The following is a 24,748-nucleotide window of genomic DNA, read 5'->3' on the forward strand; positions in this document are numbered from 1 at the left end:
TTCGTAAATTTTGTCATACAAAAAACTGCACCTCCAATTGTTAGACTGTGTCTAACAATTGGGGTGCAGTTCAAATGTATGACTTTTAATCTATTAAACATAGCTTATCTTCTATTTACTAGTAGGAAACAATTCTGAAAGAGGAACTATCCGCCCCACCTCATCTTTAAACACAATATGCTCTCTCGTTAAATGACGCGGGCTCTTTACTCCCGCTGCGGCCGCAAGTGAGAACAAACTATATCTCATGCTAACAACATAATTCATTACTCGCCATTTCTTCTCATACGGATCTAGCGCTTTTTGATAGTGTGGATTCGTCGTGGCAACTCCAGATGGACATTGTCCGGAATTACATTGAAGTGCCATTATGCAGCCACTTGCCATCATAAATCCACGTGCTGAATTTACAGCATCTGCACCAATAGCTAAAGCAATTGCCACTTTATCTGGTGTAATTAATTTCCCCGAGGCAAACACTTTGAATTTGTCCCGAACATCATAATGATTCGCTGTATCAATACATGTCAGTAACGCTGGAATAAGCGGCATCCCCATACTATCTGCCATCGATTTATACGTTGCTCCTGATCCACCTTCTGAACCATCAATTGTAATGAAATCTGGATAGATGCTTAACTCTTTCATCCTTTTGAATAAATCTTCCAACGGCTCCTGCTGTCCAATTACAATCTTCATCCCAACTGGTTTACCACCGTTTTCTTGCAAACGTTGAATAAAATAAAGTGTATCTGCTGCATTCTTTAAAAATGGAAATCGATTCGGTGAATTAATCGTTTCTCCTTTTCGCACATTCCGAACAGAAGCAATTTTCTCATTTACTTTTTGTCCCTCTAGATGACCACCACGTATTTTCGCACCTTGCCCAAATTTCAATTCAAATGCTTTAATATTGCTTTCTTTTGCTTTCTCCATAAATTTCTCCATTGAAAAATTACCACCCTCATCACGGTACCCAAATAAACCCGGACCAATTTGCGCAACGATATTCGCACCTGTATGTAAATGTTCTGGAATAACGCCACCTTCGCCAGTATTAATCCACGATCCGCCAGCCATCTTCGCACCAAATCCGCTCGCTAAAATATAATTTTCGCCAATCGCACCGTAAGAAGTCGCAGATGCCCCAAACATGCCATGTAGTTTCCACGGATATTTGCGGTTTTCACCGACGATAATTGCATCGTCTTCTTCATATAACCAAAGATTCGTTGTATCCGCTGTCAATTTTTCTCTTCGTGAAAATAACCCTTCTTTATGAATCACATACTTTTTCCCTTCACGTTCTTGCGTTACATTCACACTTAATTCATCTGTTAATATCGGAAATAATGTATTAGCAATATAATATCCAGATGCATCAAAATCTCGTTTTGATCCAAAACCGAGTATTTCTGAACGGTATTTCGCTAGAAACATTACACTTTGAAAATCATAACGTGAAAAGGGCTTTCCATCCGTATCATGATCAAACCAATATTGCCTAAATTCCGGTCCTATCTTTTCAAGTAAATAACGCATCCTTCCTAAGTATGGATGCAGCTTTAATATAGAATGATGCGTCCGTTTTTTAATAAAAAATGTAATAATAAAAAAAATAATTAATAGTAACATCAATAAGAGCAATATACTAATAATAACGAGTAGCGTTTCACTCATCCCGCTTCCTCCTATGAAAATCCATAATAAAAGGAGAACACCTGATGTGTTCTCCTTTTATCTTTATTCAAATTAACGTAGCAAGATGCTCTTTCGCATCATATTCAACTAAACTTTCAGCATTTTTAATTCGATGAACAAAATCTGGATTAGCTATTAAAGGTCTTCCGAATGCCACTACATCAATTGTTCCTTCTTGCAACGCTTCTTCAGCCTCTTTCGGATTTAAATTCCCTACTCCTACAATCGTACCCTCCCAATATTTTCTTACTAATTGATGAAAATTCTTTCCGTCAGCAATAACTGCTGTATAATTCATCGTTGAAGGGTGGATCATCGTTAATCCAACTTCGTTGAACATATTTACAAACGTTTCAATTGCAAGCTCAGGGTTTTCCCACATATAAGTTGGATTATCACCTTTGAAAGCAGAGAAGCGAAGAAGTGTTTTATCAGCCCCAACAGCTTCTATTACAGCCTCTGTTACTTCTTTCATAAACGTTAGCCTTTGCTTTAAATCTCCGCCGTATTTATCAGTACGCTTATTTGCGAACTCATAAGTAAATTGATCGATTAAATATCCGTGTGCACCGTGTATTTCTACTCCATCAAATCCAGCTTCGATCGCGTTTTTCGCAGCTTGTGCGTATTGACCAATCACCTCTTGTATTTCTTCTAACGTCATTGCTTCTGGCGTGTCGAACGGTTTACGAAAACGCGGAACATTTCCCTCTGCAGCGATAGCAGACGGTGCTTGTGGCATTTGCCCACCAATTATCTCGTGATGACTCATACGGCCAACATGCCATATTTGAGCAATAATCGTTCCACCTTCTTTATGTACTGCCTCTGTAACAGGCTTCCACGAATCGATTTGCTCTTGTGTATAAATCCCTGGTACTCCTGGATTTCCTTTTGCTCTTGGGCTAATGACGATTCCCTCTGTAATAATTAAGCCAACTCCATCAGCTGCACGTTTTCTATAGTACTCGACTACATCAGTACCAACGATTCCTGTTTCATGATTCGCGAAACATCTCGTCATCGGTGCCATTGCTATGCGATTACGAAGAGACCAAGATCCAATTTGAATCGAGTCAAATAACTTCGTTTCTTCAATATTTTCAAAAGAACCCCAATCATTTATATTTGTTCCTTCATAAATACTTGCTGCTTTATTATTTGAACTTGGCATTTTTCTTCCCCCTAAAAAATTCTTACTATAATCGCATCATACTTACTTTTAGATAGTAACGTCAATTTATACGCTCTTATGTAGAAATATTCGCATAGTAAAACTAACTGTTTTTTAACTTTAAGGGTTCTGGTATTCAAGACTCTACTGTCTATTTTTATGTTCAGTAAGTGGATGAGCAAAATACTTGTTAAGTGGATGTTTTCTTTTCTTCTATTTTTATTACTATAGAATATATTGGTAATTGTTTTTCAAACTATTTACTAAAAAAACGATTTCCATTGTACTATATTCAAACTTACAGTAACGAGGCTTCAATCATTCATTTGTTTTTTATTATACAAACAAAATTTTAGGAACGAATAAAAGACTCCTACATAGTTGAACGTATTTTTTCTTATTTAACTTTTAGAAAGAAGGATAACAATGAAAACAAAAGCTATCGTTTCTAAACCCGAAAAAGATTTTAATATGCAAGAAGTATACTTAGACGAGATTAAAGACGATGAAGTATTAGTAAAAATTATCGCTTCTGGTATATGTCATACAGATGCAACAGTTTTAGACGGGACAATGCCCACACCAAAACCAGTTGTTTTAGGACATGAAGGTTCTGGTATCGTGGAAAAAGTGGGAAGTAATGTAACATCCGTTACACCTGGTGACCATGTAGTACTCGGATTCTCTTACTGTGGTCATTGTGAAAGTTGCTTAGATGGTAATGCTGCTGCTTGCGAAAATATGATTGAGTTAAACTTCTCTGGAAAAAACAAACGCCATGTAACACCTATACACGATCTTAGCAATAATGATATTTCTCAATTCTTCGGCCAATCTTCATTCGCATACCATGCCGTAGTTGATGAAAATAATGTTGTAAAAGTAACAAAAGATGTTGATATACGTTTGTTAGGTCCACTTGGTTGCGGAATTATGACTGGTAGCGGTACAATCTTACATTCACTACAAGCAAAACCAGGTAGTAGCCTAGTTGTATTTGGAACTGGCGCTGTTGGTCTTAGTGGCTTAATGGCAGCTAAAATTGCTGGATGTACTACAATCATTGCCGTTGATATTCATGATAGTCGTTTAGAATTAGCAAAAGAATTAGGGGCTACACACACGATTAATAGCTTAATCGAAGATCCAGTTGCCAAAATTAAAGAAATTACAAACGGTGGAGCTCATTACTCATTTGAAACAACTGGCGTAAATACTGTTACACTTCAATCCATTCAATGTTTACGAGTAAAAGGGACTATGGCAACTGTTGCTGTCGGTAAAAAAGATTTAACTATAAACGTAACAAATGAAATTGTCGTAAAAGCTATTACAATTAAAGGAGTAGTTGAAGGTGATGCAGTGCCACAACTATTCATTCCAAAATTAATTAATTTCTATCAAAAAGGATTATTCCCATTCGATACATTTGTACAATTCTATTCTTTTGAAGAAATCGCTCAAGCATTTGAAGATTCTAAAACAGGGAAAACGATTAAGCCGATTATCGTAATGGAGTAACATCTGTTTGCTTTCTCTTGATAACTAACATAAAAAAAGCCGTGCAAAAGCACGTTTTTTTCCCCATATACGTACATCAGCCTCGCCATTTATATTCTTTCGCGATTGATTTCTTAGTCCACATCGCCTAGTCTCCATCTCTGTCATTGCTCTAAAGAAGATAGGGAACAAATTCGTTTCCAACATGCAAACAACAAGCATTACGATAATAATTGCATATCTAACACATTGTTTTTTCTATTTATCCGTTCATCCCCATGAAAAAAGGAGCTGTCACATAGTCGAATTATCGACTATATGACACTCCTTTTTAGTTGACCGTATATGGCTAAAAATTCATTTATCTCTTTAATATAAAGAATATAAACAATTATTATCTCTTCACATATAAAAAATTCCTTAGCAGTAGAAGTGAGAATGGTTCAGTATTCTTCTAAAAATAATAACTTATAAACCTAAAACAATGAAAGCCCTACCTCTCTTTCATCCTTACGGCTCCTCGTCCGTGCCAGTGTGAATCAGGATTGCAAAAATCAAGTAACTATTCTATCGAAGTGTTTAATTAAACTTCGAATATTCGTAAAGAATTTAAAAAATAAAAATGGATTTGATTGTAGTAATAACAAAAGAGGTTAATGCTCTAAAAGTGGTTTGAAAGAATTGAATGTCTTTGAAATGATTAATTCTCTATAATTATGTTCCCAAAAAATTCAAAACCTTTTTTGGGATCTAATACATTATTTGTAATGAATCTTAACAAAAGCTTTTTATTTGACTTTCTGTGATACCTTCAATTAATCCCAGTTCACTAATCAAAAATTCGTGTGCGTTATCTAACATTTTCTTTTCGCTTGCATTAAGTGCTTTTTCTTTCTGCATACGTAATAAATCACGTACAACTTCAGCACCTTCTTGTATTTTACCCGTCTTTATTTTATCAGTGTTCAATTTATACCTTTGTTTCCACGTAAGTAATCTATCAGATTCTCCATGTTGAAAAATATCCAATATGTGTGCTATTGCCGTTATATCCGTGACTGGTCGTATATTTGAGCTCAATATTCTCCCTGCCGGAATCATTACTTCCATATTACTACCCGACATTTTTATAACATAATATTGTTGTTTTTCTCCTGTGATTTCCTTCTCTTCTATGGCTTTAATTATACCTGCTCCCTGCATTGGATAAACAATGTTATCGCCAATTTGAAACAAATAATCCACCTCCATATATGGTAACCTTCTCAATCTTAACACACAATCAATTTTTTAGCAAAATTTTTATTTTATCATAAAATTATTTTTAATGTCAATCCTTTCGAACTAAGAAAATAATTTCGTAAAATATCATTAAAAACCCGCAATCTTATTAACTTTTCCTCACATATATACATTCTAATTTTACCTTCTCTTTTTACATAAAAACACATTACTACATATAAATAGTAATGTGTTTTTTATACGGAATCGTTAAACATTCCCTATTAATTTCACGCCTATACACTTACCTGCTTACGTACTGTCTCTCTCGCTAAAAGAAAACTCATAATCACTTGTGCAGCTACTCGACTCGTCATATCTCTGAAATCAAGGGTTGGATCAATTTCTACTATATCCATCCCTTGAACGAGCGGTTCTTTACCAAGAAATTCAATCGCATCAAGTAAAGTCGTACTATCCATACCGCCAGGACCAATTGCTGGACAACCTGGTGCAAATGCTTGATCTAGTACATCCATATCAAGAGAAATGTAAATAGAAGTCACGCCTTGCTTTCTTAATACTTCAATACTTTCTGTGATAATATCTTTGATTTGTCGCTCTCGTACATCTTTCATTGTATACACTGTCACGCCATGTTCTTTTGCATATTCATGGTACGCTCGTGCATTTGAAAAATTACGAATTCCGATTTGAACGAGTTGTTTTCCTGTAATGACATCATTTTCTAGTAAACTACGGAACGGTGTCCCATTTGATGGGCCACCATCATCTAAATTACGTAAATCATGATGGGCATCAAATTGAATAACGCCGACCTTCCCTTTACTATTTGCAAACCCTGTTATACTCGGAAAACTAATCGAATGGTCACCACCAAGAACGATTGGTATCATGTTCGGATTTACTTTCGTTACATGACCAACTGTTTTCGCAATTCGCTTATGACTTTCTTTTATATCCGTCACATGCATCGTAATATCGCCGCAATCATATAAGACACTTTCTTTCATATCATGTTCTTCTGTAATCGCGTACGTGCTATATGCATCTAACATTGAACGAATTGTTTTTGGTGCAAAACTTGCTCCTGAATGACTAATAGATGGTTTAGAAAGGGGTGCTCCAATTAAGGCAGCACCGAATATTTCCAAGCCTTCCTCCCAATCTTTAATCATCTCACTCCATTTCGTCACTTCACGATCGATAAACTTTGCATTTTTCTTTAAATAGTGGCCGTGCTCCACGATTGTTCACCTCTTGTATATGCGATATTACCATTTTTCCATACTGTATTTACATGACTTACGCCGTAATGATACGGTACGTAAGCATAATTGTAAGCATCCCATAGAACTAAATCTGCCTTGCGACCAACTCTAATTTTCCCAGCTACATCGCCACGATTAATTGCGTAAGAAGAGTTAACTGTTACTGCATTCCAAACTTCTTCTGGTGTCATTTTCAGCTTGAGCATTGCAATGCTCATAATAAGCTGAATGTTCTCAGTTGGACAACTACCTGGGTTAAAGTCTGTAGCCAAAGCAACCGCAACACCTTCATCAATCATTTTACGTCCACGAGCAAAGCTTTCTTTATTTAAATAGAAAGTTGTTCCTGGTAATAAAGTCGCTACTGTATTAGAGTTTGCAAGCATTTCAATTCCTTTATCAGAAGCGCCAACTAAATGGTCCGCTGATGCTGCACCAATTTCAGCCGCTGCTTCCGCGCCACCAAGAGGGTCAATTTCATCTGCATGAATTTTCACATCAAACCCAAGCTCTTTCGCTTTTAATAAAAACTCTTTTGACTCTTCAACAGAGAACACACCTGTTTCACAGAAAATATCAACGAATTCAGCTAATTGCTTCTCTTTCATTTCTGGTAGTAGGTCTAACATCCATTGTAAAAATTCTTTTGATCTACCTTTATACTCTTTCGGAACTGCATGAGCACCTAAAAATGTGGAAACTAAATCAATCGAGTGCTCTTTTTGTAATTGTGCAGTTGCCTCTAATTGTTTCCATTCCGTCTCATCATCTAATCCGTAACCACTCTTCGCTTCTACAGTTGTAACTCCGAAAGATAACATACGGTCTAAATGGAATTTCGCTTTTTGAACAAGTTCTTCTCTCGACGCCTGTTTCGTTGCATTTACAGTTGAAAGAATACCTCCGCCTTGTTCTAAAATTTCTAAGTACGGAACTCCTTGTAATTTTAGTGCGATTTCATTTTCACGAGATCCACCAAATACAAGGTGAGTATGCGGATCAACAAGACCAGGAGAAACCATTTTCCCGCCGCAATCAATAACTTCTTTCGCTTGTAATCCTTTAGCTTCTTCCGCTGTTCCAACGAAAGTAATTACGCCATTTTCAATTCCAACCGCACCGTTTTCGATAACAGGAAGCGTGTTCATCGCTTCCCGTCTTAACAAGCCATCTTCTTGATCCATTGTTAGTAATTGACCGATATTTATTAGTAAAGTGTCCAGCATGTTTTCTCCTCCTTATTTCATCATTGGAATGTTAACGCCTTTTTCTTTCGCAGTTTCCACAGCTAAGTCATATCCTGCATCAACGTGACGAACAACACCCATACCAGGATCAGAAGTTAATACGCGCTCAATACGTTTTGCTGCCGCTTCTGTTCCATCTGCAACGATAACCATTCCAGCGTGAAGTGAATAACCCATACCAACGCCACCACCGTGGTGAACAGACACCCAGCTCGCACCGTTTACACTATTAATTAATGCATTTAAAATTGGCCAATCGGCTACTGCGTCACTACCGTCTTTCATCGCTTCTGTTTCACGGTTTGGAGATGCTACTGATCCGCAATCTAAATGGTCACGGCCGATAACGATCGGTGCTGATAATTCACCATTTGCCACCATTTCATTAATAATGCGACCAAATTTCGCGCGCTCACCGTAACCTAACCAACAAATACGAGATGGAAGACCTTGGAACTCAACTTGCTGACGAGCCATACGAATCCAGTTACATAAATGCTCATTATCCGCAAACTCACGTAATATTACTTCGTCTGTTTTATAAATATCTTCTGGATCACCAGAAAGTGCTACCCAGCGGAATGGTCCTTTTCCTTCGCAGAATAATGGACGGATAAATGCTGGAACGAATCCTGGGAAATCGAATGCATTTTTCAAACCTTCATCGAAAGCAACTTGGCGAATGTTATTTCCATAATCAAATGTAATTGCGCCTTTTTCTTGCATAGCAAGCATTGCTTCTACATGTTTTGTCATGCTTTCTTTTGATAATTGTACGTAACGTTCTGGATCTTCTTCACGAAGTTTCGCTGCTTCTTCTAATGTGAAACCTACTGGAATATAACCGTTTAATGGATCATGAGCAGATGTTTGATCCGTAACTAAATCTGGCGTAATATTGCGCTTCACTAGTTCTGGTAAAATCTCTGCCGCATTTCCTAATAAACCAATTGAAATTGGTTCTTTCTTCTCTTTATACTCGTTCGCAACCGTTAATGCTTCTTCTAATGATTCTGTATACATATCACAGTATCTCTTTTCAATACGACGATCGATGCTGCGCTTATCAACATCAATAGCAATGACAACACCGCCGTTCATCGTTACAGCAAGAGGTTGTGCACCACCCATACCACCTAAGCCGGCAGTAAGTGTTAATGTACCTTTTAATGAACCATCGAAATGTTGACGTGCCGCTTCGCCAAACGTTTCATATGTTCCTTGTAAAATACCTTGTGTTCCAATGTAAATCCAGCTACCTGCTGTCATTTGTCCGTACATCATAAGACCTTTCTTCTCTAGTTCACGGAAGTGATCCCAGTTCGCCCATTTTGGTACTAAGTTTGAATTCGCTAAAAGAACGCGAGGTGCATCTTCATGCGATTTAAAGATTGCAACTGGTTTTCCTGATTGAACAAGTAATGTTTCATCGCTTTCTAACGTTTTTAATGAATCTACAATCGCATGGTAGCTTTCCCAGTTACGAGCTGCACGGCCAATTCCGCCATATACAACTAATTCTTCTGGTTTTTCAGCAACTTCAGGATCTAAATTGTTCATTAACATACGAAGTGCAGCTTCTTGAACCCACCCTTTCGTTTGTAATTCAGTACCTCTTGGCGCGCGAATTGTTTGTTTAACTTTTTCCATTTCAATCTCTCCCTTTTCTCATTTTATAGTGCCGCGTTTACATCTAATCTTTCTTTTATCGAATAATTCGTTTTTAACCAGTGCGTAATATTTTCAATATCCGTTGAGAATATGCGATCATTTGTAATAGAAGGTACTTGTTGACGGCCTTGATGGTAGAAGCTCTTCGTCACTGTACTCATGTTTTCAATACCGCGATATTCCGCTGCTTGCATCGCACAAATCATCTCAATTGAAAGAACACGTCTTACATTTTGAATAATTTGATGTGCATGGCGTGAAGCGATTGTTCCCATACTTACGTGATCTTCTTGGTTAGCTGATGACGGGATTGAATCAACACTTGCTGGATGTGCTAACGTTTTATTTTCAGAAACAAGTGACGCTGCAGCGTATTGCATAATCATTGCACCAGACTGAAGTCCTGGTTCTGGACTTAAAAATGGAGGTAAATCATTTAATTGCGGATTTACTAAACGCTCAATACGACGCTCTGAAATATTTGCAAGTTCCGCCATTCCTACTTTTAAGAAGTCCATCGCAAACGCAATCGGTTGACCATGGAAATTCCCACCCGAAATTACTTTTTCTCCGCCATCAAAGATTAGCGGATTATCTGTTGCTGCATTCATTTCAATTTCTAATTTTTCTTTCACATAATTTAAAACTTGCCAAGAAGCACCGTGTACTTGCGGGATACAGCGAAGTGAATATGCATCCTGTACTCGTAGTTCTCCTTGTTTTGTTGTTAATTTACTATCATGAAGGATGTTACGAATTCTGCTCGCTACTTCCACTTGCTCTTTATAACCACGCGCTTTATGAACATTTTCATCAAATGCATCAATAATGCCTTGTAATCCTTCAATTGTCATCGAAGCAATGAATTCAGCTTGATACGCCATTGCTTCTGCTTCTATATAAGAAAGAACTCCTTGCGCTGTCATCGCCTGCGTACCATTAATTAATGCAAGCCCTTCTTTCGCTTCAAGTTCAATCGGTTCAAGACCTTCTTCTGTAAGAGCAACCATCGCATGAACGCGTTTCCCCTTATAGAACACTTCACCTTCGCCTAATAATACAAGCGCAAGATGAGATAAAGGTGCTAAATCGCCACTCGCACCAAGTGACCCTTGTTGCGGAACGACTGGGTGAATTTTACGATTTACAAACTCAAGAAGCATATTTACAACAAGTGGTCTAACACCAGATACTCCTTTTAGCATCGTGTTCGCTCGTAAAATTAACATACCGCGTGATACTTCTTCAGGGAATGGATCACCTATACCACATGCATGTGACTGAATTAAATTGTGTTGAAGTGCCTTTACATCATCTTTTTGAATAAGCACATCACTGAACTTTCCAAATCCAGTTGTAATACCGTAAACGACTTTTCCGTCCTCTACAATTTTCTCAACAACTTCGCGGCACTCCGCCACCTTTTGCATACTATTTGGACAAGCTGTTACACCTTCCCCTTCAAGTAACAACCTCTTCATTTCTTCAATTGTCAATGTGTGTCCTGTTAACGTAATCATTCTTTTTCCTCCTTAAAAAGGCAAAAGGGGACCTTATCTTTTTAAGACAGACTTCTGTCCTAAAAAAGTAAGGCCCCCTTCTAACTAATAGACTATGGGCAAATCATATGTGATTAATTCCTAAACCAATCGCCTCATGCTCAGATCCTTTTACAGGTGCACCAATCGTTCCATATAATGCAACAGCAACCCATTCGCCTTCTTTTTTTCCGTCGTATGGTCTACCGCGCACAATGGCAAAGCGAAGTCCTACTGTACGAAGAACGTCTGCTAACTGAATTTGACCTCTCGTCACTCCGTACAAAGCTTCCATAATTGCATGATAAAGTGCATGTGTTTCTCTGTAAACATCTGTTTCAATAACTTGGGTGCTCTTAGCCGCTGTTTCCATTGCTGCTACAACTTTTTGCGAATTCATCGAACCCACTTTCCCCGTACAATACTTCCAACCTTTTGGAATAGATAATACAGGGCTTTCATTCTCGTCCGCAAGTGCCAACAACATGGCCATACGACCAATTCGATGTGTTCCTTGAAGAAGCATGTGACTCTCTCATTTCTTTTAATTATTTGAATATTTCTTAATTTAAGAATATATGAAAACGGTTAAATCGTCAATAGTTTAAACTCACATTCGAACAATTTTTTCATCCCCTCCATTTGTGTACACAAATTATTTACACGAATTTTTCAGGCGTGCTATAGTCTCACTAACAGATGCAAAGGGGCGAGATTTCAATGAAGAAGCGAAAAGATATTCATTTTCGAATTGAAGAAAAATTACTTGAAAGGTTTGAAGCTGCACTCCATTACGAAGGTTTAAGGAAAACCGACGTATTAACACACGCGATTCAGCAATTTTGCACGAAGGTGGAATGTGAAAAAATGAATGATGTAAAACGCCAATATAACGTAAGCAACCATTTACAGACACGTATCGATACGCATAAACATTACGAAGAAAAACAAATGAATTTAGATGAACTCGTCATGGAACATTTACAACTTCAAGGAGAAGAAAAAATATTAGAGGTTGGGTGTGCTAATGGAAATTTTCTTTCCCTTTTACAAACTAACGGTCATAAAGGCCAACTAACCGGTTTTGATCAATCGAAAACGATGCTTTCTGAAGCTGCAATAAAGAATAGCATAATTGAATGGAGACTAGGTGATGCTGGTAAACTTCCTTTTGAAGCTAATTGCTATGACTGGGTCATCGCAAGACATATGTTATATCACATGAAAGATGTCGAAAAAACAGTTCAAGGATTCCATAAAGTAATTCGTCCCGGAGGCTCACTTTTAGCTACAACAAATTCTGACGTTACATTACCTCGTATAGTTGAAATGTGTAACCGCATGTTAGACGCATTTGATTTACCAAAAACAACATCATCAGTCACTCCATTTTGTTTAGAAAATGGTAAAGAGATATTACAGTCTGTTTTTCCAACTGTTGAAGAAACAGTTATTCATAATGCTCTCGTTTTTCATCATGCTACTCCGATTGTAAACTATATTTCTAGCATGTTTCCATCGCTAAATATACCTGATAATACATATCTTCACGCCGAAATGAAGGAATGGCTAAAAGAAGAAGTAGAAAATGAATTGTCACTTCATAACGGTATATGGCGCGACCCGAAAACGTTAGCCATTTATCGATGTAAAAAAGAAAAAAGCTAGCAAATGCTAGCTTTTATACATTCTCATGTAAAAGTTTCTCCAGCATCATATTGCCCTTACCACCGTAAAAATTTATATTATGTTCGTTCGCTACTCCAAAATAAGAAGCAACCGCTATTCCGAATGGTACAAATGCATGCCCCTGTGCTGTAATAATATTTGAGTGTCGCACAACTTCTTCATACACAAAATTTTCTACTGGAAAACAATCTAATTTTTTATAATCCATAGTCACTGTATACGAGATGTCTTTGAATAAGCCTGCTTTTGCTAGCGCATACGGTCCAGCACAAATCGCAGCTACTAATTTTACTTTTTCAGAAAATTGGCGAATGACTGAAAAGAGAATATCTGCGTCTTTCATATGTACTGCGTCTCCCCCTGGAATCATAATCCCCTCATATTCATCTACACGCACTTCACTTAATTCTATATGCGGTTGTACTTGCAATCCTGTTTCACTTATAATCAACTCTTTTGTTAAGCCCGCAGTAATGATTTCATATTTCTTTTTCAACAATGCTGTTGCTACTGTAATTTCAAACTCCGCAAATGTTGGGTATACGAATAATAATATTTTTTTCATAGTCCTTTCTCCTTTAACCAGCCCATAAAATATGCTTCTAACTCATCCACTGTTAATGTATTCGTGTCCACATAAGTTACAGGAAATTGTTTATACCATTCTTTTTCAGTTTCTACTAATTTAAATAGTTCTTCAAATGTACTGCGGTTTCTTGTCCTATCATTATTTTTTCTATCATATACATTCTTTTTCGTAACATCTAAATAAAAAATTGCATCCGAACAGCATTCTCTTAATTTATACAATTCATCTTTTAATTCTGTTTCTATATCCCACTCTTTCCCTATCATTTTCGGATAAAAGAGTGTATAAAATTCAATATCTTCTGGTCCGCGATCAAAAATCACGACTGAATCTTTCACATTTTGAAACTCCTTTATTTTTGCTTCCATGAACATTTTTTGATTTATAATAAACCCTTCTTTTGAATTCATATCCAAATTTAATTGTTTTCTCTTTTCTACAATTGGATATGGATTTTCATATATAATTGAAAATCCACATCGCTCTAACCTTATAGCCAATGTTGTTTTCCCACTTGCCATCGGTCCTTGGAGTGAAATTACATATGCCATTCCTCTCATTCCCTTGCACTTTAGTACACCTATAATATACAGAATTTTGAAAACTATAAACAGAATATATATCATCTTGTTTCTTAATCTTATCTAACTTATAATAAAAATAGAGATTATGACGGACGCATCAATAACGTAAGCTTGGAAATCCAAGCTTACATTATTTTTTGCTTTCCCTTTTCTAATAAAAAGAGTATACTAATTTAGAACGTATGTTCTTAATGATTACATACAGTAAGGAGATAGAACAATGGTATACGATACAAAAGCAATTTCTTGGAATGAGTCTTTAAAACAACTTCAACGCCGCTATACAAACAAACAAGTTGATCGAAAAGAATTTGAAGATATTGAACTGATGGAATTCTTCCGCGATAACGACTACATTTCTTTACCTACACATATAAGCGGCCTATCAACAGCACGTTTTACTTCTTACTCTATTTTCACAACTGAAGATAAAGATCGTAAAGTTGGCACATTAATCATTGAATATGTAGAAGATGATAATAATAATTTATGTGTTGAACAACTATACTTTGTTTAAATGATAACGCTTGGTCAAATTGACCAGGCGTTCTTGCTTTCTATGAATATCACTGTTTATAATATGAATAAAAGAAAACCGCAATCATTAAGGGGGGATAAGCTTGCTCGAAGGATGGTTCAGTTGGTTCATAGTGCTATGGACTGTTATTTTATTAGGACTTATGTCTATCGGTGGATACTTTATGTTCAGAAAATTCCTAAAACGATTACCTAAAGAAGATGGTATGTCCATTTTAGATTGGGAAGAGCACTATATTAATAAAACTAGACATTTATGGGATGAAGAACAAAAACAATTGTTAGAAGAGCTCGTAAGTCCTGTTCCAGAACTATTTCGCGATGTTGCTAAATCAAAAATTGCTGGCAAAATCGGAGAACTGGCATTACAAGAAAAAGCCTCTCAAATTACACAAGATTTAATTATTAAAGGATATATTATTGCTACACCGAAGCGTGATCATAAATTTTTAGTAAAAAAACTACAAGAAAAAGAGATTGATTATTCAAACTATAAGTCTTTACTCGCAAAATAACTTCACATTATTTTCAATAAAAAAGACAGCGCCTTTGACGCTGTCTTTTTATTTTATACATATACAGTTTTTAAGTTAATTTCATATCTTTTTCATTATAAAAACCATCTTCTTTTTCCATTTCCTTCTGTAATTTCGTAAAGGAACGGTACATAGCAATTCTCCATGACACAATCATCGCGAACGCCAGTAAGAAGAACATGCCACTAAGTTGTCCTAAATCAAGAGATTGACTTAAGTATGTTTTAAATACAATCCGCACGACAAGTAATCCAATTAATATAAAAACAAATGCTTTTGAACGCTTCAAATAAATCTCTTGTCCTCTAATTTCAAATTTAGATGTTTTAATAAGAAAAATAGAGAAAAACAAACCGACGCCAATTGCTTCTAACATTTCTGCTGGAGTTAATCGAAATTCAGGAAAAACAAACATCAACGCTCCCGTGCTCATAAAAAATGGTGGAAGTATAATTTTTTTCAATGTTGCCGGTTTCTTAGCTGCTTTTAAACGAATAAACATCGCACCAACAGCCATACAAACAGCAACGATACTGGATAAAACAACTATGTTCATATTTTCTCATCCTTTTTTGTGGCTATATGCAAAATATACTTTCATTATATGCTTTTCCGTTAGTATTTCCAACATTTTCACAGAATAATACTAAAAACCGGTAAAACCACCAAATAAACTTGAGAAATATACGATAATTTTCGTCATCCAGTTGAAATATAGGAAGATACCCATGACAATCATAACATATCCTCCAATCTTCATGAATTTCATACTATTTCTTTTAATCCAAGACATTTTCGTAATAAAGAATGATAGTACGAAAAATGGGATAGCAAACCCAAGTATGTATGCTATCATATAAATCATTGCTGATTCTGGATTTGTTGCAGCTAATCCAATTACAGACACTAAAATAGGTCCAGTACATGGTGTCCACCCTGCAGCAAATGCCAACCCAATTAGAACGGATCCCAAATAGCCACTCGGACGATTTTTAAACGTAAATTTACGGTCTTGCATTAAAAACTTTGGCTTAAACACACCGACAATAATAAGACCGAACACGATGATAAATATACCACCTAACTGTCTAATTAAATCTTTATAATTTGTAAAGATGCCTCCAATAAAACTTGTACCAAATCCAATTGCAATAAATATAATTGAAAATCCAAGTAAGAAAAACGCTGTATGTATCATACTTCTTTTGCGAAGCATTGCATTTTCTTCTTTCAACTCAGAAACCGACATACCTGTTATGTACGATAAAAATGCCGGATAAAGCGGTAAGCAACATGGGGAAATAAATGATAAAAATCCAGCGCCAAACGCTAAAAAAATACTAATATCTTGCATGATTCCACTCCTCTCCTTACATATTGTAGCAAAAACACATAAAAATACTATGAACAATTCGTGAACTCACTTTAACAACGTGATAATAAGAAAAACTACCCTTACAAACAGTTTCTAATAAAACGTTTTCATTTCCTTCTATTATATAGAACAATCTTAATTGGACTAAGAAACTTCTCTAATTGTTATTAACATAACAAAGGTAACATAGTTTCTCAAATGATTAGCACACTATAATGGACTACCCTTCTATATCCCTAAAAAATATTTTTTTCAAATGCTGTCTTTATACAATACGAAGCTGATTTTACAATACTTTTATTATTACTAATTTCAAGATTATGCATAAATATCATACTTTTATTATTATTCTATAAAATGTCACACTTTTCTTTTATTTGACCCTTTATTTTTAATTTTGTATACTTCCCTCTAGTTATATATGTCCGTTAGGAACAATTTCATATAGATGGGAGGAATTTTTCATGCTTCGTTATTCTCTTTTAGTTTTATTAGGAGCGTGTAGTTATGGGATTTTAGCTATTTTCGTTAAACTTGCCTATGCAGAAGGATTTTCACTTGGAGAGGTAATTGGCAGCCAATATTTGTTCGGTTGGATTATTTTGCTTGCTATTACTCTTCTATTTTCTAGACATCGTGTTCCATTAAAACAAGCGTTAATTTTATTCGTTGCAGGTACATCTGCAAGTTTTACTGGAATTTTTTATTATGCTTCATTAAAAACTGTACCAGCATCTATTGCAATTATACTTTTATTCCAATTCGTTTGGGTCGGAATTATTATTGAAGCAGTCGCAACAAAAACATTACCTTCAAGAGAAAAGGTTATTTCCGTTATTTTCTTACTTGCAGGTACATTTTTATCAAGTGGTTTACTAGAAAAATCAGCAGGTGATTTCGATATGACTGGAATCATACTAGGTTTATTATCTGCTGTTACATTCGCAACATACATTTTCGTGAGCGGAAAAGTTGCTGTTGAAGTACCTTCATTACCGCGCGGTGTTCTCTTAATGACTGGCGCTTTAACTTTAGTAATGATCGTATTCCCGCCAACATTTATTTTTAGCGGTGCAATTTCTGAAGGACTTTGGAAATACGGTTTAGGATTAGGAACATTTAGTATCGTCATTCCTTCTATCGCCTTTACAATCGGTATTCCAAAGATCGGTTCTGGCTTAGCGACTATTCTTGGTGCAGCAGAACTACCAGTTACAACAATTATGTCTGTATTCGTTTTAAAAGAAGCGGTGCTATCTTCACAATGGATCGGTGTATCACTTATTTTAATCGGTATTGCAATCCCGCAAATTGCCTATGCAATGCGTGGGCGTTATCATAAACATCATACACACAAAAAATTGGCAGCATAAAACGAGAGAGGATTTTCATTTGAGAATCCTCTCTTTTCTTATTGTATAATTAATGTAAATACATTAATTAAGAAAGAAGGCATTATACGTGGCAGCAAATCTAGAGCAATTAACTGAGATGCTAATTTCTATTCGTCGAAATTTACATGAGCATCCAGAATTATCATACGAAGAATTTGAAACGACGAAGACTATAAAAAATTGGTTAGAAGAGAAAAACATTACGATTATAAATTCTAGTTTAGAAACAGGCGTTATTGCTGAAATTTCAGGGAATAATAGCGGACCAATTATAGCAATCCGTGCTGATATTGATGCCCTTCCTATTCAAGAAGAAACACATTTACCGTACGCTTCAAAAATTCCCGGTAAAATGCATGCTTGTGGGCATGATTTTCATACAGCTGCTATTATAGGTGCCGCTTATTTATTAAAAGAAAAAGAATCTTCTCTTAGCGGAACTGTACGCTTTATATTCCAACCAGCTGAAGAAAGTAGCAATGGTGCTCGCAAAATAATTGAAGCCGGGCATTTACATGGCGTGCAAGCTATTTTCGGTATGCATAATAAACCTGATTTACCAGTAGGTACAATCGGTATTAAAGATGGTCCACTGATGGCCGGGGTCGATCGATTTGAAATTAAAATTCACGGAGTTGGTACACATGCAGCTGTACCTGATGCTGGGGTAGACCCTATTGTCGCGTCCTCTCAAATCGTGATGGCACTCCAAACAATTGTAAGCCGAAATATAAGCTCTTCACATAATGCCGTCGTCAGTGTCACAAACATCCATTCAGGAAATACGTGGAACGTAATTCCTGAAAAAGCAACGCTGGAAGGAACTGTACGTACATTCCAAACTGAAACACGTGAAAAGATTCCTGCACTAATGAAACGTATTATTCAAGGAGTTTCTGATGCATTAGGTGTAAAAACAGAATTTCGTTTTTATGCAGGTCCTCCTGCTGTTCATAACGATACATCTTTAACAAACTTATCCTCTCAAGTTGCTGAAAAAATGAATTTAAATATCATCTCTCCTACCCCGTCAATGGCCGGAGAAGATTTTTCTTTTTATCAACAAGAAATACCTGGTTCATTCGTTTTTATGGGAACGAGTGGTACACATGAATGGCATCATCCAGCTTTTACAGTAGATGAGCAAGCATTACCTATAAGTGCAGAATACTTCGCTTTGTTAGCTGAAAAAGCACTTAAACAATTTGCATAAAAAAGGAGCCGTTAAGAAATACTTAACGGCTCCTTTTTTAAGTTAAATCGCGTTTTAAAAATACTGTATAGGAAATGCTTAAAAATACAAATAAATATAGTAATAACATACATGAAGCAAACGGGAATGTTACTCCATCAATAAAACTTCCATTCTTTGAAATACTGTATAAATCTGTGTTTGCTGGCAATAAATATTTCGCCCAATCATATCTAGTCGCTGCTAATAATGCAATATTTCCTGATAAAGCAAGAAATAGTGAAATACCAATCGCGCCTCCACTAGATCTTGTTAATACAGAAATCATAAATGCAAACGCTGCGTACACAATCGTCGGCAACCACGATAAGATATAATACTTACTAGCTTCCACAAAAATATTTTGTTTTATAATATTTCCATCTTGGAAAATAAGCTCGCTCCATGCAGGCTGTTGGAATTTATAAATAACAAGTCCACATAAAGTGGAGAAAATCATATTAAATATAAACAATAACGCTGCAAATATCACAATTGCTAAAAATTTAGCTGTCAAAATTTTAAATCGACTCGCTGGTCGTATCGTTAAAAATTTATATGTTCCCCAGCTATATTCATTCGCAAAAATTGTACTTGCATACACGAGGATAAATGGGAGCAATATTGGAAATACGATAAAACCTGTATCTCTCATGAAAGAAAGCGGAGAACTGCTTGCCGGTGCTGTATCTGTATCTAAATGCTTCATCTTAAGCTGATATTCCTTTACAAGCTCGTCCCCAGATCGTTCTGCTAATATAGCTTCTTTTTTCATACCTAGCTTTTTCTCTATTTCTACAGTTCGTTCTGTATAATCGGCTTTCCATCCTTTTGTTTCCGGTTCTAAATACTTTACCGTAACCCACCCTAATCCAATTATTAATACTGCAATAACTGCAAAGGGAATAATCGTTCGCTTTCGCTTAAATATTTTATACAGTTCGTTATACACTAAATTAAACAATATCTTTTCCCCCTGTTAATTCTAAAAATTGCTCTTCTAACGTTTTTCTTTCTTCATATACACGATACACTTGAATATTTTTCTCAAGCAATATACGAATAACATTTGGGATTTCTTCATCTTTTACATGAATAAGTAGATCATTACCTTTTATTAAAACATCTTGGTCTAACATTTCTGCTGCTTTATTCGCATCATCTACACGTATACGGATTGTCTCCATCTCTTCTCTTTGATTATGCTGAATATTTTGCGTCGCCACATATTCTCCATGCTGAATAATGATAACTCTATCACACATTAATTCAACTTCTGAAAGTAAGTGACTAGATACAAGTACCGCTTTCCCTTGTTCATGTGCAATTTTCTTTATGTACATTCTCATTTCATGTATTCCACTAGGATCTAATCCATTCGTTGGTTCATCTAATATTAATACATCTGGATCGTGAATAAGCGCTTGAGCAATTCCTAAACGTTGTCTCATGCCGAGTGAATATGCTTTTACTTTTCGGTCAATTACTTGTCCCATCCCTAACAATTTCACTACTTCATCGATACGTTCTTCCGTCACGTTACCATTCATTCGTCCGAAATATGTTAAATTTTCATAGCCGCTCAAAAAAGGATAAAATTCCGGTGTCTCAATTACTGCTCCAATTTTCGCAGCAGTACTTTCAAATTGCTTTTTTACAGATTGACCGTCAATCCAAACTTCACCCTCTGTCATACGAATCATGCCGACCATCATTCTCATTAAAGTCGTTTTTCCAGCACCATTTGGTCCGAGCAAGCCAACTACTTCACCCTTTTTAACTTCGAAACTAATATTTTCTACAAGTGTCTTTGAACCGATTCGCTTCGTTAACCGCTCAACCTTTACAATTGATTGTTCATTTGTCATACTATACAACCTTTCCTTCCCATTCTTTGTCAGATCTTTACACTGTAACATGATTATTTTTATGTGTAAAATAAGAAAAGGCATGATTTCTCATGCCTTTTCCTTAAATTAAAACGAATTTTCATCTTGTAAACTTTGAACAAATCGAAAACATTGCATCATCGATAATAGGACGACCACAATCATAATTATACTAACAACTACTATTGCATATATTGTAATCGGTGCACTATTTATCCCTTGTATTCCTGCTATTTTCATAAAGATAATCGTAAATAATTTCAAAAATAACATCCCATTCACTAATCCAAAAACAAACGCTGCTCCATAAATAAATAATTGCTCCTGACATAATAAACATAGTACGTCATTTCTCTTCCTACTCTCTGCTACATAAGATTTAATTTCCTCTTTCCTCACTTGCAGAAGAGAAAACGTTATTTTATATGTAGTAAAAATACAAATAAAAATGAATACAATAAACAGCATGTAAAAGCTCATTTGAAATAAAAGTGTAGTCTCTAATTTCCCAATAGCTCCTTCATTAAATTGGAGCGATATCATAAAAAATAAAATCATAGTACTCATAGCAACCCACATGAATTGCTTCATCCTTTTGGCAGCAAATGTTCTTATATTTTTTCTCACTAACTGACATAAAGACATATGTTCTTCCCCTACCTTACTTCATACCATACTCATTCTATACTACTAGTGTATAAAAATATGACATTTTAAACATCCCACTACAATCTGAATTTTTTCTAAGTCTTTAGTCCTAGAAAATAAAATGGAAAATAAATCATATTCAGAATATAATTGTAAAAAGGAGGGGGTTGCATGCGCATAAAATTACTATCAATCTTATTTTTATTATTTCTCACAAGTTGTAGCTCACTTAAAAACAATGAGATCGCCATTGTTGAGCCATACAAATTAACAGAAGAGCAATCTTCTATTTTACAAATGACTCCTTTTCAAGAAGGAGACAGCATGTTTTATAACGTTACCCTAAAAAATGAAAAAGATGAAATACATGCTACAATTGATTATTATCAAAATGGTAAAAAAACAAACGTAATTGCGAATATAGCTACCTCCCATTTTCAAAAAAAGAAAGTAAAGCTTTCTTTTTTACCACCTCAATCCCAACTCGATAAAGATGTACAAGTGCAAAAACATTGGTATGTTAATATTGAAGGTAGTTCCATGCTCGCTCCTGAAGAAGCACCTCCAATCATAAATAGCTCTACCTCTACTACTCTTCAATCTGCTATAAACTTAACATACAATCAAAAGACGACTTTAGCGGCTATAATAAAAACGAATAAAGAAACCGTAAGAATTCCAATGCTTGAGGAAAAAACTGCTATTGACCAACTATTACAAGAAAACGAACATGTTTATCTCTTTAGTATAGAACTAAAAAAAGAACACTAAAGCGGAAATGCAATTATATTGCATTTCCGCTTTAGTGTTTAACGAGGTGTACTTTTTAACAAATTAATTAATCTCATCCTCAACTTCTATTCTTTTCTTCTCTCTTGCAATTTTCAAAAACTCTAAAAGTTCTGGATTAGTATTCATTTTTTTGTACGCTACTGACATTTCTGCAACAAAATTAGAATCACATAACTCTTTATATACGACTTCGGTTTTATACAATTTATTCGCCGATACAGGTATTACCGTAATTCCGATTCCTGCCGCTACAAGTCCCATAACTGTTTGATATTCCGTTGCTTCTTGTACAATGTGTGGACTAAATCCTACGTCGCGGCAAAGTGATAAAATTGTATCGTATAACGCTGGCCATACCGGTCTCGTAATAAATACGAACGGTTCGTCTCTTAAATCTTCAATATGTATTTCATCCTTTTCAGCAAGTGGATGTGCCTTCGGTAAACATAACGTACAAGAAAGCTTTTGAATTGGTTCTAACTCTAGTAATTGCGTTGGAATTGGCGGACGCAAAAAGCCAATATCAATACGGTTATCGTGAAGTGCATGCACCTGATCCGGTGTTGACAGTTCATGTAATGCAACAGACACTCTCGGAAATTTCTTTCTATACTCCCTTACGATAGATGGTAAAATATCATATATCGCCGCACCTACAAAACCAATTGAAAGTGATCCCACTTCTCCCCTTTGGGCACTTTGTGCAACTTCTACTGCTTTATCAATTTGTTCGAACGCTTTTTTTACTTCTTTTAAAAACATTTCTCCAGCTTCTGTTAATTCAACTTTTCTCTTCGTTCTTGAAAATAACATAACTCCCATTTCTTTTTCTAATTGCTGAATTTGTTGACTAAGCGGTGGTTGTGTCATTTGTAAACGAGCAGCTGCTCGTCCAAAGTGTAACTCCTCTGCCACTACAACAAAATATTGCAAATGCCGTAATTCCATTTTGGACACCCTTTTCACTTTCAATTAATACATCTAATATATTAATAACATATAATTTATATATTAGACAAATTTTTCGAATGAACGTATAGTAGAAATTGTTAATTCTTTTTTACAATTTTTATGTAAAAAAAGAAAGAGGTGGGTACTGTATGAAATGGTGGAAATTAAGCGGACAAATTTTATTATTATTTTGTTTCGCTTGGACAGGTGAATGGATTGCAAAACAGGCACACCTCCCAGTTCCAGGAAGTATACTCGGTATTTTTTTATTGTTAATTTCATTAAAATTTAACCTAGTGAAAAAAGAGTGGGTACAGGACGGAGCAAACTTTTTATTAAAAGAACTTATTTTATTTTTCATTCCTTCTGCAGTCGCTGTCATACGCTACAAAGATACACTATCACAATATGGAATCGATCTCATTTTAATTATTATGATTAGTACACTTTGTGTCACTCTCGCTACAGGACTCCTAACAGAATTGCTACTAAAGCGGAAAGGATCAACACAATGATCGGCTTTCTTTGTTTACTATTAACACTATTCACATATTGGATATCGAAGAAAATGTATCAACGCTGGAATTGGAGCTTACTTTCTCCTCTTCTCGTCTGCCCTATTATTTTAATTGCTTTATTACTCGGACTAGACACAACTTATGAAACATATGAAACAGGTGGTCAATGGTTAACAGAATTATTAAAGCCTGCAACAGTTGCTTTCGCATGGCCAATCTATAAATACTTTGATTTACTCAAGAAACATGGAATAGCTATTTTACTTAATGTCATTGTCGGCTCATTTTTATCAGTTATTACTTCAGCACTACTAGCTAATTATTTTCAAATTGATTCATCGTTAGAACATAGTTTAGCGCCTCATATTGTAACGACACCAATTGCAATGGCCATTTCAGAAATGATCGGTGGTATGTCACAATTAACAGCTGTATTTGTTGTTTTAACTGCGTTAACAGGAGCATTGCTCGGACCTGCTCTCATACGTATATGCCGTATTAAAACAGCGCTCGCAAAAGGCATTATGTTAGGCACTAGCGCAAATGGAACCGGTACATCAAAAGCATTCGAAATCGGCCCTGTAGAAGGAACCATTGCAAGTTTATCTATGCTTTTAACAGCAGGAGCTAGTTTAGTTATCGTTCCGCTTTTCTTGTCGTGGATACATTGA

Annotated in this window: 26 protein-coding genes; 9 read left to right on the forward strand and 17 right to left on the reverse strand. The window is 35.7% G+C overall.

Annotation, left to right across the window (positions count from 1 at the left end):
• Window positions 1–111 precede the first annotated feature (111 nt).
• Both JDS99_RS24465 and JDS99_RS24470 read right to left on the reverse strand, forming a co-directional pair.
• Window positions 112–1,680 carry an FMN-binding glutamate synthase family protein gene (locus tag JDS99_RS24465; RefSeq protein WP_098082512.1) on the reverse strand — a complete coding sequence of 523 codons (1,569 nt, stop codon included), beginning with the start codon at window positions 1,678–1,680 and terminating at the stop codon, window positions 112–114.
• Between the two features lie 67 nt (window positions 1,681–1,747).
• Window positions 1,748–2,875 (reverse strand): alkene reductase, encoded by a 1,128-nt coding sequence (locus JDS99_RS24470; RefSeq protein ID WP_199695852.1) that lies wholly within the window; start codon window positions 2,873–2,875, stop codon window positions 1,748–1,750.
• A gap of 426 nt (window positions 2,876–3,301) precedes the next feature.
• On the opposite strand from JDS99_RS24470, the gene JDS99_RS24475 reads away from it, so the two are divergent.
• The gene (locus JDS99_RS24475) at window positions 3,302–4,396 is read left to right on the forward strand and encodes an NAD(P)-dependent alcohol dehydrogenase (protein ID WP_199695854.1); all 1,095 of its coding nucleotides are present in this window, start codon (window positions 3,302–3,304) and stop codon (window positions 4,394–4,396) included.
• A 753-nt stretch (window positions 4,397–5,149) separates the two neighbouring features.
• On the opposite strand, the gene JDS99_RS24480 is transcribed toward JDS99_RS24475, so the two are convergent.
• From JDS99_RS24480 to hutP, 6 genes are all read right to left on the reverse strand, one after another.
• Window positions 5,150–5,611, reverse strand: coding sequence for a CarD family transcriptional regulator (locus JDS99_RS24480; protein WP_170771247.1), 462 nt, complete (start codon window positions 5,609–5,611; stop codon window positions 5,150–5,152).
• A gap of 281 nt (window positions 5,612–5,892) precedes the next feature.
• Complete coding sequence (gene hutG / locus JDS99_RS24485) at window positions 5,893–6,864, reverse strand: formimidoylglutamase (protein ID WP_097889928.1); 972 nt, start codon at window positions 6,862–6,864, stop codon at window positions 5,893–5,895.
• A complete protein-coding gene (gene hutI / locus JDS99_RS24490; RefSeq protein WP_097889929.1) occupies window positions 6,843–8,114 on the reverse strand; it encodes an imidazolonepropionase in 1,272 nt (423 codons plus the stop codon). Before hutI ends, hutG begins: the two co-directional genes overlap by 22 nt.
• A 12-nt stretch (window positions 8,115–8,126) precedes the next feature.
• Entirely contained in the window at window positions 8,127–9,785 is a 1,659-nt protein-coding gene (gene hutU / locus JDS99_RS24495; RefSeq protein WP_000416700.1) for a urocanate hydratase, read from the reverse strand.
• Between the two features lie 23 nt (window positions 9,786–9,808).
• Entirely contained in the window at window positions 9,809–11,326 is a 1,518-nt protein-coding gene (gene hutH, locus JDS99_RS24500; protein ID WP_000631836.1) for a histidine ammonia-lyase, read from the reverse strand.
• Between the two features lie 103 nt (window positions 11,327–11,429).
• On the reverse strand, window positions 11,430–11,870 hold the full coding sequence (gene hutP / locus JDS99_RS24505; protein WP_000926520.1) for a hut operon transcriptional regulator HutP: 441 nt from the start codon (window positions 11,868–11,870) through the stop codon (window positions 11,430–11,432).
• A 194-nt stretch (window positions 11,871–12,064) separates the two neighbouring features.
• On the opposite strand from hutP, the gene JDS99_RS24510 reads away from it, so the two are divergent.
• Window positions 12,065–13,012 (forward strand): class I SAM-dependent methyltransferase, encoded by a 948-nt coding sequence (locus JDS99_RS24510; protein ID WP_141542802.1) that lies wholly within the window; start codon window positions 12,065–12,067, stop codon window positions 13,010–13,012.
• A gap of 13 nt (window positions 13,013–13,025) precedes the next feature.
• On the opposite strand, the gene JDS99_RS24515 is transcribed toward JDS99_RS24510, so the two are convergent.
• The gene (locus JDS99_RS24515) at window positions 13,026–13,598 is read right to left on the reverse strand and encodes a DJ-1/PfpI family protein (RefSeq protein ID WP_199695856.1); all 573 of its coding nucleotides are present in this window, start codon (window positions 13,596–13,598) and stop codon (window positions 13,026–13,028) included.
• Entirely contained in the window at window positions 13,595–14,173 is a 579-nt protein-coding gene (locus tag JDS99_RS24520) for an AAA family ATPase (RefSeq protein ID WP_097889932.1), read from the reverse strand. Before JDS99_RS24520 ends, JDS99_RS24515 begins: the two co-directional genes overlap by 4 nt.
• A 253-nt stretch (window positions 14,174–14,426) precedes the next feature.
• Here JDS99_RS24520 and JDS99_RS24525 point away from each other — a divergent pair, with 253 nt between their 5' ends.
• Together JDS99_RS24525 and JDS99_RS24530 are read left to right on the forward strand one after the other, a co-directional pair.
• Window positions 14,427–14,723 (forward strand): hypothetical protein, encoded by a 297-nt coding sequence (locus JDS99_RS24525; RefSeq protein WP_000262403.1) that lies wholly within the window; start codon window positions 14,427–14,429, stop codon window positions 14,721–14,723.
• A gap of 103 nt (window positions 14,724–14,826) precedes the next feature.
• On the forward strand, window positions 14,827–15,258 hold the full coding sequence (locus JDS99_RS24530; RefSeq protein WP_000889390.1) for a DUF2621 domain-containing protein: 432 nt from the start codon (window positions 14,827–14,829) through the stop codon (window positions 15,256–15,258).
• Between the two features lie 70 nt (window positions 15,259–15,328).
• Here the strand turns inward: JDS99_RS24530 and JDS99_RS24535 are convergent, their stop codons facing one another.
• The 3 genes from JDS99_RS24535 to JDS99_RS32605 all read right to left on the reverse strand — a co-directional run bounded on the left by JDS99_RS24535 (window position 15,329) and on the right by JDS99_RS32605 (window position 16,787).
• Window positions 15,329–15,835, reverse strand: a complete 507-nt coding sequence (locus JDS99_RS24535) for a CcdC family protein (protein ID WP_001028637.1) — start codon at window positions 15,833–15,835, stop codon at window positions 15,329–15,331.
• 90 nt (window positions 15,836–15,925) lie between these two features.
• Window positions 15,926–16,633, reverse strand: coding sequence for a cytochrome c-type biogenesis protein CcdA (gene ccdA / locus JDS99_RS24540; protein ID WP_001152685.1), 708 nt, complete (start codon window positions 16,631–16,633; stop codon window positions 15,926–15,928).
• Between the two features lie 16 nt (window positions 16,634–16,649).
• On the reverse strand, window positions 16,650–16,787 hold the full coding sequence (locus JDS99_RS32605; protein WP_079999649.1) for a peptidase T: 138 nt from the start codon (window positions 16,785–16,787) through the stop codon (window positions 16,650–16,652).
• Window positions 16,788–17,118: 331 nt separating this feature from the next.
• Here JDS99_RS32605 and JDS99_RS24545 point away from each other — a divergent pair, with 331 nt between their 5' ends.
• On the forward strand, window positions 17,119–18,027 hold the full coding sequence (locus tag JDS99_RS24545; protein ID WP_087982059.1) for an EamA family transporter: 909 nt from the start codon (window positions 17,119–17,121) through the stop codon (window positions 18,025–18,027).
• An 88-nt stretch (window positions 18,028–18,115) separates the two neighbouring features.
• Window positions 18,116–19,261 (forward strand): M20 peptidase aminoacylase family protein, encoded by a 1,146-nt coding sequence (locus JDS99_RS24550; RefSeq protein WP_097889933.1) that lies wholly within the window; start codon window positions 18,116–18,118, stop codon window positions 19,259–19,261.
• A gap of 37 nt (window positions 19,262–19,298) precedes the next feature.
• Here JDS99_RS24550 and JDS99_RS24555 read toward each other — a convergent pair whose 3' ends face one another.
• From JDS99_RS24555 to JDS99_RS24565, 3 genes are all read right to left on the reverse strand, one after another.
• Window positions 19,299–20,243: an ABC transporter permease gene (locus tag JDS99_RS24555; protein WP_000482782.1), complete on the reverse strand. Its 945-nt coding sequence runs from the start codon at window positions 20,241–20,243 to the stop codon at window positions 19,299–19,301.
• Window positions 20,236–21,147, reverse strand: coding sequence for an ABC transporter ATP-binding protein (locus JDS99_RS24560; protein ID WP_142293479.1), 912 nt, complete (start codon window positions 21,145–21,147; stop codon window positions 20,236–20,238). Before JDS99_RS24560 ends, JDS99_RS24555 begins: the two co-directional genes overlap by 8 nt.
• A gap of 108 nt (window positions 21,148–21,255) precedes the next feature.
• Window positions 21,256–21,813 (reverse strand): ABC transporter permease, encoded by a 558-nt coding sequence (locus JDS99_RS24565; protein WP_098078766.1) that lies wholly within the window; start codon window positions 21,811–21,813, stop codon window positions 21,256–21,258.
• A gap of 174 nt (window positions 21,814–21,987) precedes the next feature.
• On the opposite strand from JDS99_RS24565, the gene JDS99_RS24570 reads away from it, so the two are divergent.
• Window positions 21,988–22,587, forward strand: coding sequence for a histidine kinase (locus JDS99_RS24570; protein WP_088064221.1), 600 nt, complete (start codon window positions 21,988–21,990; stop codon window positions 22,585–22,587).
• Window positions 22,588–22,650: 63 nt separating this feature from the next.
• On the opposite strand, the gene alsR is transcribed toward JDS99_RS24570, so the two are convergent.
• The gene (gene alsR / locus JDS99_RS24575) at window positions 22,651–23,556 is read right to left on the reverse strand and encodes an acetoin biosynthesis transcriptional regulator AlsR (protein WP_000423221.1); all 906 of its coding nucleotides are present in this window, start codon (window positions 23,554–23,556) and stop codon (window positions 22,651–22,653) included.
• A 152-nt stretch (window positions 23,557–23,708) separates the two neighbouring features.
• Here alsR and JDS99_RS24580 point away from each other — a divergent pair, with 152 nt between their 5' ends.
• Together JDS99_RS24580 and JDS99_RS24585 are read left to right on the forward strand one after the other, a co-directional pair.
• Entirely contained in the window at window positions 23,709–24,074 is a 366-nt protein-coding gene (locus JDS99_RS24580) for a CidA/LrgA family holin-like protein (RefSeq protein ID WP_199695858.1), read from the forward strand.
• On the forward strand, window positions 24,071–24,748 hold the full coding sequence (locus JDS99_RS24585) for an LrgB family protein (protein ID WP_088064223.1): 678 nt from the start codon (window positions 24,071–24,073) through the stop codon (window positions 24,746–24,748). Before JDS99_RS24580 ends, JDS99_RS24585 begins: the two co-directional genes overlap by 4 nt.

The organism is Bacillus cereus group sp. N6, from assembly GCF_016483705.1.
GTDB classification, from domain to species: domain Bacteria; phylum Bacillota; class Bacilli; order Bacillales; family Bacillaceae_G; genus Bacillus_A; species Bacillus_A wiedmannii.